Below are 12,490 nucleotides of genomic sequence, written 5' to 3'. Positions count from 1 at the left end.
TCAGGCTATATTAAATAGCCTGATTTTATAATTTGTAATTAAAATAAATTAAATGTTCGTTCAAACGGCTTTACAATTCTTCAGAATCAAGCAATATAATAAGCAGGATTATACTGCTTTATAAAATGAATCCGACTATCTCTTTCACTTGATTAATAGTCTTTGAGGCGATTTCATTTGCCCTCTCTTTACCGCTTTCAAATACACTTAAGAGATAATCTTCATTTTTAACTAAGTCGTTAATACTCGTTCTAATCGGAGAAAGCTTCTCAATCAAAAGTTCGCTTAGTGCATCTTTAAATTTTGCATTGTTAAACCCGGAAAGTTTAGCGCTAACTTCCTCAATAGATTTATTTTCTAAAGTGGCATATATGGTTAAGAGATTAGAAATTTCAGGGCGGTTTTCTTTATCATAATAAATCTCTCCTATTGCATCGGTTTTCGCTTTCTTAATTTTTTTGGCAATAATATCATTATCATCTATTAAATTAATTCGCGCCCAATCCGACGGGTCGGATTTACTCATTTTCTTAGTTCCGTCCTGCAAACTCATAATACGGGTTGCAATTTTGTGAGTAATCGCATTAGGAAGCTTAAAATACTCACTCCCGAACCTACGATTAAAAGCGCCGGCAATATCCCGAGCAAGTTCAATATGCTGAATTTGATCATCACCAACTGGTATGTGCGTTGCATGATATAATAATATATCAGCGGCCATTAACACCGGATATGAATATAAACCGAGCGACGCATTTTCTCTGTCTTTACCGGCCTTTTCTTTAAACTGAGTCATACGATTCAACCAACCAAGCGGTGTAATGCAGCTAAAAATCCATGCGAGCTCAGCATGAGCGCTAACACTTGCCTGATTAAAAATTATTGATTTCTCCGGGTCAAGACCACAGGCAAGATATGCAGCAAGATTTGTAAGTAAATTTTGTCTTAACTGTTTTGGATCATGAGGTAGCGTTATAGCATGCTGGTCTACTAAGCAAAAGATACATTCATATTCATTTTGCATTTTCACCCAATTCATAATTGCGCCTAAATAGTTGCCGAGGGTAAGATTACCGGTCGGTTGCAATCCTGAAAAAACTCTTTTAGTTGTAGATGTATGCATAAACTTTAATATTATATTTTTCAAAATTTATAACATTTATTATGCTACAAGCAAGCGGTAACATGCGTTTATAAGTGATAAAGAACAAAACTTAAATACCAAAAAATATAAAATGCATCTTTACTTTGCTAATTTAACTTATTTTTATTTTAAAATTTATAAAAATTCATAACCTATTGATATTGAAAAATTTGCTCTACAAAGGGCTAATTATATGTTAAGTTTATTTGAATTTAATATTCGGGGATTTATATTTTTATCTATGCAGCTTAGAAAATTATTATTAATTTTGTTTATTTTTTATGGCAATACTGCGTTTGCTAGCTCTGAACACGGGCCTGAATTAAAAAATGTTAATTGGTCTTTTGACGGAGTACAAGGCACTTTTGATCGGCAATCTATTCAGAGAGGATTAAAAGTATATAAAGAAGTGTGCTCAGCTTGCCATTCTCTTAAAAGGATTGCTTTTAGAAACCTAACTGACTTGGGCTTTACGGAAGAAGAAGTTAAAGCGATTGCTGCAGGTTATAATATTCAAGACGGACCTAACCAGGAAGGCGAAATGTTTGAAAGACCGGGCAGACCTTCGGATTATTTCCCGCTCATCTATCCGAATGAGCAGGCTGCCAGGGCAGTAAATAACGGGGCTTTCCCTCCTGATCTGTCTCTTATGGTTAAGGCTAGAGAAGGCGGTGCTGATTACATCTATTCATTATTGACCGGCTATCAATCAGTTCCTCCTAAAGGAGTTAAGCTTGGTGAAAACATGTATTATAATCCTTATTTTGTAAACGGTAGTGGGCAGATTGCCATGCCGCCTCCCATAACTACCGATAACCAGGTAGAATATACTGACGGCACGATTGCGACTACTGCGCAGATGACCAAAGATGTGGTTAATTTTCTACAATGGGCATCCGAGCCGGAAATGGAAGAGAGAAAAGGCCTAGGGATTAAAGTTATCATCTTCACTTTAGTATTTACTATATTGTTTTATTATGCCAAAAAACGCATATGGCGCAGAGTTAAATAAACCCATAGGAAATGATCAATTTTATAGCGAATACTTTTAGATTACTTAGAATTCTTCTAATATTGCTTCTTAGCGGTGTTCCTTATTCTCTGTTAAAATTAGTTTTATCAAACAATTCAAGTAGAGAAAGAACTATACGAGAGATGGGTAACCAAATTAATAATTTTCTCCTTAGAAGCGGCCCTTCCTTTGTAAAACTAGGTCAGACCCTATCGACAAGGCCTGATATTATCGGTGAAAGTTTATCAAGCTCTTTGTCAAAACTGCAAGATAAAGTTCCTCCTTTTAATTTTGCAGGCGTAGAAAGAACTTTAGAAAAAGAATTTAAAACCTCTCTCGATAACTTATTTAAAGAGTTTGATAAAACTCCCGTGGCAGCAGCATCAATTGCACAAGTTCATAAAGCAGTAACATTTGATAATGAGCCTGTTGCCGTAAAAATTTTGCGACCTAATATAGAGAAGAAGTTCAATAATGATTTAAAACTTTTTTATTTTATTACCGAGTTTCTATTATTTTTTTTCCCTCACCTTAAAAGTTTTAAACTGGATCAGGTAGTAAAGACCCTTGAGCATTCAGTAAGCATTGAAACGGATTTAAGGATCGAAGGAGCTGCCGCTGACCAACTCCGAGAAAACTTTGCTAATGATGATTCCGTATATATTCCACAAATGCGGTGGGATTTAACTTCTAAAAGAGTGTTAACCCAAGAATGGATAGATGGAATACCGATTAATGAACGCCAAAAATTAATTAAGGCAGGCCATAACTTACAACAAATTGCTAAAAACTTAGCAATTACTTTCTTCAACCAAGCTTACAGAGACGGATTTTTTCATGCAGATATCCACCCCGGAAATGTAATGATTAATAGTGCAGGAAAAATTGTTTTGATTGATTTCGGAATTATGGGAAGTCTGGAAAAAGAAGATAGAGTATTTGTCGCAAAAATATTATACGGCTTTATCACCAGAGATTATAAAGCAGTTTCCGATATACATTTTGAAATGGGGTATGTTCCTCATATGCAATCCCGTGAAATTTTCGCCTTAGCCTGCAGGAGTGTCGGCGAACCAATAGTAGGCATGCCGGTAAATAAAATATCTATAGGTAAATTATTAAAGCAATTATTTGAAATCAGTAAAAAATTTGATATGAATATCCAGCCGAAGTTTTTACTCCTGCAAAAAACGTTGGTGACTGTTGAAGGAACAGGTCAGTCCTTATATCCGGAAGTAAATATGTGGCAATTAGCTGAACCATGGATTAAAGATTGGGCTCGACAAAATTTCGGGATAAAAGCTAGAATTAAAGATACTAAAGCTAATATAATTAAATTTTCTCATGACTTGCCTAAAGCTGTTGATAAGATGCTAAGCTTTTTTGATAAAATGGAAAAAAATGTTGATACTCAAGGTCTTAAGATAAATAACCGCCCGGAACCTAAAACCATGCCTTTTAGCTCATTAAAAATTATAGCTATATTTATCGTAGGTATAAGCATCGGGTTAATGTTTTAAATTTATCCGAAATTATTAAAGATTGTTTAATTACACCATACATCTTGAAAACTCATTAAAATGTATTATATTTAGAAATAATGTTTTAATGATTTACTGGATAACGAAGAGGTAAAAATGGATTATACAAAATTAAATCAGGCAGGCTATGCCCCCTCCCAAGCTACATACGATATGGGGCTAAGGGATTATATGGTAGCTATATATAAATATATGGCTTTTGCTTTAATCTTAACCGGGGTAGTTGCATTTACGGTCTCTACTTCAGAAGCAATGATGCAAGCGATATTCGGTAGCCCGCTCGTATGGGTGGTAATGCTTGCGCCTGTCGGGATTGCATTTTTTTTAAGCGCATCTTTTCAAAGATTAAGCTTGCAGGCTGTGCAAACAACTTTTTGGGTTTATGCTGCAACTATAGGCTTATCATTGTCTTCAATATTTATGATGTACACCGGAACCAGTATAGCAAGAGTATTTTTCATTACTGCTTCAGTGTTCGGAGCTATGAGCATTTATGGTTATACAACTAAAAAAGATCTTACCAATTTTGGTTCATTTTTAATTATGGGCTTGATTGGAGTTATCATAGCATCAGTTGTAAATATATTTTTAAAAAGCTCTATGATGGAATTTATGCTATCTTTAATTGGTCTTTTCATATTTATCGGTCTTACTGCTTATGACGTACAAAAAATTAAGCATACATATTATGCTGTAGGCGGTAGCGGAGAGATTGCTTCTAAAGTTGCTATTTACGGAGCATTAAATTTATATATGGACTTTATCAATATATTTATTCATTTACTCCGTTTCATGGGTGATAGAAGAGAATAGTGCTAATTTTATAATTAGATGAGAGGGCAACTTAGTAGTTGCCCTTTTTTTATTGAAATATTAGTCTTATAAATATAATATTTAATATAATTTTTTTAATGGACGAGTGGTTTTGTGAGGGAAAGTTTTGAGTTTGATAAAATTATTATAGCGATTGCAATTGCAATGTTCACTATAATAATGAGCGCTAATATAGGAAGTATGTTTTATATCCCTCACCCTTTCCCTTTAAAAAAAGGGTTTAAAGTGGATGTGGCGGAAACTACTACATCGAATACTTCTGCACCGCAAGGTTTGCCTACAGTTATAGATATGGCTGCTATTATGTCTACTGCCAACCATGAAGCAGGCAAGCAAGTGTTTACAAAATGTGCGGTATGTCACACTATTGCAAAAAATGAGCCTAATAAAATAGGGCCTAATTTATGGGGTATCGTCGGAGCTCCTACTGCAAGGCATACGGAATTCAGCTATTCTTCAGCAATGCAGAACCATTCTAAAGAGGGTGGTAAATGGGGATTCGAAGAGTTATATCGTTACCTCTATGCACCAAAGCAATATATCCCCGGAACAAAAATGGCGTTTGCAGGTATTAAGAATGATAGTGATAGAGCTAATTTGATAGCTTACTTAAGAATCATGTCTGATAGGCCGCTTCCTATTTCAACTTCTTAAATGATATATAGGCTCTCAAAAAAAGATGGAATATTTTACTAAAGAGTTTTGGTTTTTATTAACAGGAATATTTGTAGTATTAGAAGTAGTTTTAGGCTTTACTATAGTTTGCTTATTTGCGGCACTGTCATGTTTTACTGTAGGAATAATGGTTACTTTTGGTTCAGCCCCGAATACTATTCAACAATTAGCTTACTTTTTCGGTTTCACCTTTTTATGGACGATACTCGCTTACAAGCCTTTAGTTAACTTAGTTAAAAAAGCGCCTAAAGACTCTTATAGCAATATAATAGGCGGTATTGCAGAAGTAACGGAGGAAAATTTAATATTCGGTAAAGTAGGGAATGTTAAGTGGTCAGGCACTATTTTTAAAGCCATGCTTGCAATAGATGCAGAGGAAAAAGAAATTTTAGTCGGCAAAAACGTTACAATTGTTGCAGTAAAAGAAAATATCTTTATTGTTAAATAAAAGAATTATAAATTTCAATGAGTTATTAATATGGAATATGGGTTTTTAATCTTCTTATTTGCTCTGTTTCTTATTGCCTGGATGGGAGTGAAGATTGTCCCGCAGCAACAGGCATGGATAATTGAGCGTTTGGGTAAATATAATAAAACTTTAGAACCAGGGCTTACGTTAATAATACCCTTTATTGATAAAGTAGCTTATAAGCACTCTTTAAAAGAGCGAGCCGTTGACGTTCATGAGCAGGCAGCAATTACCCAAGATAATGTTACCCTACTGCTTGACGGGGTAGTTTACTTAAAAATCATTAACCCGGTAGATGCTTCTTATGGAGTTGAAAACCCTTATTATGCCGTAGTGCAATTAGCACAGACTTCCATGCGTTCTGCAATCGGAAAAATACATATGGATAAAACCTTTGAAGAGCGTGAAACATTAAACACCCATATTGTGCATGCAATTAATGAAGCAGCATCTACCTGGGGCATACAGTGTATGCGTTATGAAATTAAAGATATAAAGCCGCCCACTAATGTGGTAAAAGCTATGGAAATGCAAGTGGCAGCTGAAAGACAGAAGCGAGCGGATATTTTAGAATCCGAAGGTAAAAAACAGGCTCAGATAAATATAGCGGAAGCTAATAAACAAGAAGTAGTGCTTGCTTCGGAAGCAGCAACTATTGATCAAATCAACCGTGCGAACGGTGAAGGAGAGGCAATTCAAACAATCGCAAATGCAACTGCTCAAGGTATTGAAAAAGTTGCTCAGGCGATTCAGGCAAACGGTGGTAAAGAAGCGGTAGCTTTGCGGATTGCCGAGCAATATATAAATGCTTTCGGCTCACTTGCTAAAGAATCAAATGCAGTAATTATTCCCGCTAATACCAATGATGCAAGCGGTATGATCGCACAAGCTTTAACAATATTTAATAATATTAGTAACAAGATTACGGAAAACAAATCCTGACGGGGGATACGGAATGAAAATTTTAACTATGCTTAACACAAAATTTGAGCTGATTAAAAGCACTTTTAATCAAATTAACTTTAAAGAGCTATCTAACCAAGCTATAGCAATTTTTAAAAATAATTTTCAAGATATTATTAGCAAAAGCAAAAATATAGCTCAGACTAATTTTGACTTAGGGATGTATCATTATCTGCTGGGCAATAGATCAGATGCAATCCTGCGTTTTAATATAGCAAAATTTATTAACCCTAACTATGTTGCTTCAGATTACTACATAGGTCGTTGTTACCTGGAAAGCTTTAAACACCAAAAAGCCAGAGTATACTTTGAAAAATATTTAAATTCGAAACATCAGGATTTTATTGAAGAAACTCAATATTGCATAAACCTGCTTAATAACAAAGGGGCTGAGATAAGCTCCATCCCTAAAAGTATAATTAAAGCAACCTTTGATATAATTGCTCAAGCACTAGATAATAACAAAATTATTATACAACAGCAGGATATCATTCCTCAGCAAAGTTTATTCGCCGGTACTATACAATTATTAATGGCGAAGAATAAACCATTTGGAAATGATATTTTAGATATAGGCTCTGGCACCGGTATAATGGGTAAATTTTGCCGTGTTCAAAAAATTGCCAATATTATAATGGGAGTAGATATCTCCTCACTTATGGCGGGGCGCTCATCTTATCTTATGCTGGATGATATGAAAGTTTATAATAATGTTAAGGTTATTGATTATGAATTATACTTAAAAGATCCTAATACATTAAATTTTAACTTCGATGTTATATTTGCTTCTGATCTTATAACTTATAATTCTAACTTAGACTTTTTCTTTCAAAATATTTACCCTATTATTAAAGAAAACGGTTTACTTGGTATTACCTTTAAAACAACAAGCAATAAAGATGTTGAATTTAAACCATTATTTGAGCAGTTTTATTTTTCTTCGGAGTATGTTAAAACTATTGCTGATAAGTATAGTTGGAAGCTAGTTAAGGAAGAGAATACAACTTTTTCCAATAACGAGCAGGGTAAGGTTATTATCTTTAGTAAATAACTAAAAATTAACTATTTATTTACCTTTGTATTCTAATATAGATTTATTAAATATAAATTAGGATATATAAGTATCATGAGAACACATTTTGGTCTTGCTTTGTTATTAATATTTAATTTTTTATCTTTTAATGCATATGCTTCCGATGATTTTGAAGAGGACAGCAACGAAGAAGATATATATATCAATAACTCAAATAATATAGCTGCACAAGATCCTTTTGAAAAATTTAATCGGGTAATATTTAAGTTTAATAAAGGTTTGGATAATATAGTTTTAAAACCTGTTTCCCATACTTATAAAATACTTGTTCCTGAGTTCGGAAGGGATAGAGTACATAATTTTCTTCAAAATTTAACTGAGCCGGTAAATTTTATTAATGGCTTATTACAGTTAAACCCTAAAAAATGTACGACCGCTGTTGCAAGGTTTATAACTAATACTTTTTTAGGACTGGGCGGGATTCATGATGTTGCAGGAGAAGCAGGTTTGAAATATTTAAAAACAGGCTTTGGTGAAACTTTAAGTACCTATGGGGCTAAAACGGGAGCATACTTGGTGTTACCACTAGTCGGAAGCTCTAGTATTAAAGATGCTTTCGGTTTTGCAGCTGATACATTAGCCGATCCTTTTAATTATGTACTAAACAGAAAAGCAGCCTATGTCAGAACCGGTATAGTTACGATCGATAAGAGAAGCTATTTACTGGATACGACCGATTACTTAGAACAATCTTCTATGGATGAATATGTCACCTATAGAAGTTTATATTTTCAAAAAAATCAATAAAAGGTAGACCATGCGTATTATAAAACATTTCATATTCATAATAATTGTAGGTATTATTTCGACTCATAACCTTATCGCAAATGCAGCAGCTGATAATAATAATAAAAAAGCTTCCGAATTTGTAGATACTAATGCCAAAAGAGTTATCGGAGTGCTTAGTAACACTGACAAAAATACAAAAAAGCTTGAATTAATTGCACTATTTTTAGAAGTAACCGATTACGAGTGGATGGCAAAATTCGTCCTCGGCAGATATTGGTCTACACTATCGGCAGCTGAACAAAAAGAATATACGGATGCCTATAAGAACTACTTAGTTTCCATATATGTTCCAAAATATGAAGAATATAATAAGCAAACTTATAATATTTATGCTTCAACTTCACTAGGCAATGAGCAGTATCAAGTTTCAATGAATATTTCCTCTCCTTCCTCTAAGGAAGCTGTAAAAATAGAATATAGGCTTAAAGATTACGGGAACACTTTTAAAATTAGAGATATTGTGGCTGAAGGAGTTAGCTTACTTGCAACTCAAAGAGCAGATTTTTCAACTTTCCTATCTAATAATAATATAAAAGATTTAATTGATAATCTTAAATCAAAATCCAAATAATAATTTTTGAATTTATTAAAAATGGGCCCTATAAAATATTAATATACTTAATGGCTCATTTTTTTATAAAATATCTGGATTCTCTATATAATACAAAGGCAATTTTCTTAGTATAAAAAATAAATTGAAGCTTTGTTCTTCTCTTAAGTTGAAGAAATTACATTTTCATGCTAGCTTAATTTAGTATAATTGTAAAATTTCATTATGAGTAATAGTATTAAAACTTTAGATATTAAATACGATAATCAAATTGTAAAGCTGTTCACTCTAGCTACGCTTTTTTGGCTAATAATAGGCTTAGCAGCAGGGGTTTATGTTGCTTTAGAGCTTGCATATCCAAGTCTTAATTTCGGGATTCCCTGGTTGAATTTCGGAAGATTACGGCAAGTTCATACTACAGGTGTTTTATTTGCATTTGTGGGCAATGTTCTTTTCGCAACATCTTTATTCATTGTACAAAGAACTTGTCAAGCCAGGCTTGTCGGCAAGAAGCTTGCCTATGTAATGTTTATCGGGTACCAATTCTTTATAATTATAGCTTTATACGGCTATTGCGTAGGGATTACGCAAAGTCGTGAATACGCAGAGCCTGAGTGGTATGCGGATCTTTTACTTCTATTTGTATGGATAATATACCTTTATGTATATATAGGAACAGTAGTTAAACGCAAAGAACCTCATATCTATGTAGCAAACTGGTTTTTCATGGCCTATATTATTGTAGTTGCAATGCTTCATATAGGGAACAACTTATCTATTCCGTTATCATTATTCGGTTCGGAAAGTGTATATCTGTTTTCGGGGGTGCAATCCGCTATGATACAGTGGTGGTATGGTCATAGTATGGTAGGGTTTTTACTTACTACGGGTATTATCGGTATGGTTTATTATTTTATTCCTAAAAGAGCAGGACGCCCGATTTATTCTTATCGTCTTTCTATTATGCACTTTTGGGCATTGATATTTTTATATATTTGGGCGGGTGCTCATCATTTACACTTTACGGCGCTCCCTGATTGGGCGCAGACTTTAGGAATGGCTATGTCGATTATCTTATGGCTTCCGTCTTGGGGAGGCATGGTAAACAGTATGATGACTCTATCGGGAGCTTGGTATAAATTGAAAGAGGATCCCGTACTTAGGTTTTTTGTAATAGCATTAGCATTCTACGGCATGAGTACTTTTGAAGGGCCTTTAATGGCAATAAAAACAGTAAATGCTCTTAGCCATTATACCGAATGGACGATCGGGCATGTACACTCAGGAACTTTAGGATGGGTTGGTCTAATTAGTTTCGGTGCTTTATACTGTCTTATTCCCGTGCTTTGGAATAGAGAGGAAATGTATTCGGTTAAATTAATGAGTCTCCATCTGTGGCTCGCATGTATCGGAATAATTTTATACATAACTTCTATGTGGGTAGCGGGAATTACTCAAGGTTTGATGTGGAGAAGCTATGATGAAATGGGCTTTTTAAAATATTCATTTATTGAAGTTGTTTCCGTTTTGCATCCTTATTATGTAATTAGAGCGCTGGGAGGAATATTCTACTTATTAGGAACCGTGGTAATGGTTTATAATGCCTGGATGACTATTACTTCTAAGCAACGACAAGAAAAGCTTACACCGGCAACAATATAAAAAGTTGATAATATGGCAAATTTACACAGCAAAATAGAAAAAAATGTTTTTATACTTTTATCTCTGGCTTTAATTACTACTATGATCGGGGGTATGGTTGAGATTTTACCTCTTTTTAAAAAAGAAATTGCTATCGAGAGAGTAGAAGGCATGCGCCCGCATACTCCATTAGAGCTAGCAGGATTTAATATTTATAAGCGTGAAGGTTGTTATAATTGCCATAGCCAACAAATTCGTTATTTACGCGACGAAGTGGAAAGATACGGACATTATTCTTTAGCAGCTGAAAGTATGTATGATTATCCTTTTATTTGGGGATCTAAGCGTACAGGTCCTGATCTTGCACGGATAGGCGGAAGATATTCTGATGATTGGCATGTTACCCACCTTATTGATCCAAGGAGCTTAGTTCCGGAATCAATTATGCCTAGCTATCCTTTTTTACACACGACAAAGCTTGATTATTCAAAGATATCTCATGAAATGAAAACTATGAAAATGATCGGGGTTCCTTATACGGATCAGGATATTAAAAATTATGAGAATGATATTAAAATTCAAACCGGAATAATTACTGAAGATAAGCAAATTATAGATTTTCAAAGCCGGTATAATAAAGCAGCAGTTCGTAAATTTGATAAAGAAGCTGACAATATTACCGAATTAGATGCATTAGTTGCTTACCTTCAAGCGATCGGCAACAAAGTTGACCTAAAAACCAATCAAGGAAGAAACTGGTGATGGTAAAATATATAAATTTGGAAATACTTATTTTAATATCAATGTTATTAAGCTTTATTGGAATAGTAGCATGGGTTTTTCGCCCTTATTCAAAGAAAAAATATGAAGAATATAGCCAAATACCATTAAAAGACGAGAAGGGGACTAAACAAGGTGAAAAATAACAAAAACCGAAAAATTGAAGTTCAAGATACCGGTCATGAGTGGGACGGTATAAAGGAATATAATAATCCTGACCCGCTATGGTTAAGATACACATTTTATGCAGCATTAATATTTGCTTTAATTTATTGCATGCTATACCCCTCTTCTCCGACACCGAATAATATTGATATACTTAATTGGTCTTCAATTAATGAGCTTGATGAAAAACTTAAAGAAGTAGAAAAAATCAGAGCTGCCTACCAAACTGATTTTGATAAAGCTTCATTTGAGGAAATTTTAAAAAACCCTACTCTGAAGAAATTCGCTTTAGCCGGGGGTAAGTCAACTTTCAATAACAACTGTGCAGTTTGCCACGGAGCCGGAGGAAGCGGTAACATCGGATATCCTAATTTAACGGCAGGTGCATGGCTGTGGGGCGGAAAAATAGATGATATATATACCACCCTTAAACATGGAATAAGATCGGAAGATCCTGAAACCAGAGAATCGGTAATGGCAGCATTCGGGCGCGATAAAATTCTGACTCCGGAGGAAATAGGGAAGCTAGCTAATTATGTGATTTCTCTAAGGAATGGTGCGGACACAACTTCAGAAGCTCATAAATTATTTCAGGATAACTGTGCAGCTTGCCACGGAGCGCAAGGTCAAGGCGGAAGAGAATTCGGGGCTCCCGCCCTTAATGATGCCGTGTGGTTATACGGTAGTGATAAACAAACTATATATGATGTAATTTTTAACGGGAGGGGAGGTGTAATGCCTTACTGGGAAGGAAAGCTATCCGACTCTTCAATTAGACAGGTTGCAACTTATGTGCATCAGCTTGGCGGCGGAGAATAATTAATATTTACGCTA

At 34.6% G+C, this 12,490-nt stretch carries 14 protein-coding genes; 13 read left to right on the top strand and 1 reads right to left on the bottom strand.

Annotation, left to right across the window (positions count from 1 at the left end; genetic code table 11):
• Nucleotides 1–118 precede the first annotated feature (118 nt).
• Nucleotides 119–1,123 (bottom strand): tryptophan--tRNA ligase, encoded by a 1,005-nt coding sequence (gene trpS, locus NF27_RS08325; protein ID WP_039458284.1) that lies wholly within the window; start codon nucleotides 1,121–1,123, stop codon nucleotides 119–121.
• 262 nt (nucleotides 1,124–1,385) lie between these two features.
• Here trpS and NF27_RS08320 point away from each other — a divergent pair, with 262 nt between their 5' ends.
• The 13 genes from NF27_RS08320 (at nucleotide 1,386) to ccoP (ending at nucleotide 12,475) form a co-directional block, all read left to right on the top strand.
• Nucleotides 1,386–2,156, top strand: a complete 771-nt coding sequence (locus NF27_RS08320) for a cytochrome c1 (RefSeq protein ID WP_039458282.1) — start codon at nucleotides 1,386–1,388, stop codon at nucleotides 2,154–2,156.
• An 11-nt stretch (nucleotides 2,157–2,167) separates the two neighbouring features.
• Entirely contained in the window at nucleotides 2,168–3,676 is a 1,509-nt protein-coding gene (gene ubiB / locus NF27_RS08315) for a 2-polyprenylphenol 6-hydroxylase (protein WP_053332710.1), read from the top strand.
• A gap of 117 nt (nucleotides 3,677–3,793) precedes the next feature.
• The gene (locus NF27_RS08310) at nucleotides 3,794–4,510 is read left to right on the top strand and encodes a Bax inhibitor-1/YccA family protein (RefSeq protein WP_039458215.1); all 717 of its coding nucleotides are present in this window, start codon (nucleotides 3,794–3,796) and stop codon (nucleotides 4,508–4,510) included.
• A gap of 114 nt (nucleotides 4,511–4,624) precedes the next feature.
• Nucleotides 4,625–5,185: a c-type cytochrome gene (locus tag NF27_RS13065; protein WP_039458212.1), complete on the top strand. Its 561-nt coding sequence runs from the start codon at nucleotides 4,625–4,627 to the stop codon at nucleotides 5,183–5,185.
• 25 nt (nucleotides 5,186–5,210) lie between these two features.
• Nucleotides 5,211–5,654 carry an NfeD family protein gene (locus NF27_RS11370; RefSeq protein WP_053332709.1) on the top strand — a complete coding sequence of 148 codons (444 nt, stop codon included), beginning with the start codon at nucleotides 5,211–5,213 and terminating at the stop codon, nucleotides 5,652–5,654.
• 30 nt (nucleotides 5,655–5,684) lie between these two features.
• Complete coding sequence (locus tag NF27_RS08295) at nucleotides 5,685–6,617, top strand: SPFH domain-containing protein (protein WP_039458209.1); 933 nt, start codon at nucleotides 5,685–5,687, stop codon at nucleotides 6,615–6,617.
• Between the two features lie 13 nt (nucleotides 6,618–6,630).
• Complete coding sequence (locus NF27_RS08290; RefSeq protein ID WP_039458206.1) at nucleotides 6,631–7,689, top strand: methyltransferase; 1,059 nt, start codon at nucleotides 6,631–6,633, stop codon at nucleotides 7,687–7,689.
• Between the two features lie 75 nt (nucleotides 7,690–7,764).
• Nucleotides 7,765–8,478, top strand: a complete 714-nt coding sequence (locus NF27_RS08285; RefSeq protein ID WP_053332708.1) for an MlaA family lipoprotein — start codon at nucleotides 7,765–7,767, stop codon at nucleotides 8,476–8,478.
• 10 nt (nucleotides 8,479–8,488) lie between these two features.
• Entirely contained in the window at nucleotides 8,489–9,091 is a 603-nt protein-coding gene (locus NF27_RS08280; protein ID WP_039458202.1) for an MlaC/ttg2D family ABC transporter substrate-binding protein, read from the top strand.
• Between the two features lie 204 nt (nucleotides 9,092–9,295).
• Nucleotides 9,296–10,732, top strand: coding sequence for a cytochrome-c oxidase, cbb3-type subunit I (gene ccoN / locus NF27_RS08275; RefSeq protein ID WP_039458199.1), 1,437 nt, complete (start codon nucleotides 9,296–9,298; stop codon nucleotides 10,730–10,732).
• 12 nt (nucleotides 10,733–10,744) lie between these two features.
• Complete coding sequence (ccoO, locus tag NF27_RS08270) at nucleotides 10,745–11,473, top strand: cytochrome-c oxidase, cbb3-type subunit II (RefSeq protein WP_039458196.1); 729 nt, start codon at nucleotides 10,745–10,747, stop codon at nucleotides 11,471–11,473.
• Nucleotides 11,473–11,637: a cbb3-type cytochrome oxidase subunit 3 gene (locus NF27_RS11915; protein ID WP_084212897.1), complete on the top strand. Its 165-nt coding sequence runs from the start codon at nucleotides 11,473–11,475 to the stop codon at nucleotides 11,635–11,637. Before ccoO ends, NF27_RS11915 begins: the two co-directional genes overlap by 1 nt.
• Nucleotides 11,627–12,475 carry a cytochrome-c oxidase, cbb3-type subunit III gene (ccoP, locus tag NF27_RS08265; RefSeq protein ID WP_053332707.1) on the top strand — a complete coding sequence of 283 codons (849 nt, stop codon included), beginning with the start codon at nucleotides 11,627–11,629 and terminating at the stop codon, nucleotides 12,473–12,475. The genes NF27_RS11915 and ccoP overlap by 11 nt, the downstream gene beginning before the upstream one ends.
• Nucleotides 12,476–12,490: the final 15 nt, after the last annotated feature.

This window comes from Candidatus Jidaibacter acanthamoeba, assembly GCF_000815465.1.
GTDB lineage: Bacteria > Pseudomonadota > Alphaproteobacteria > Rickettsiales > Midichloriaceae > Jidaibacter > Jidaibacter acanthamoebae.
The sequence above is the reverse complement of the archived record's forward strand: the minus strand, read 5'-3'. Positions and strand labels throughout refer to the sequence as shown.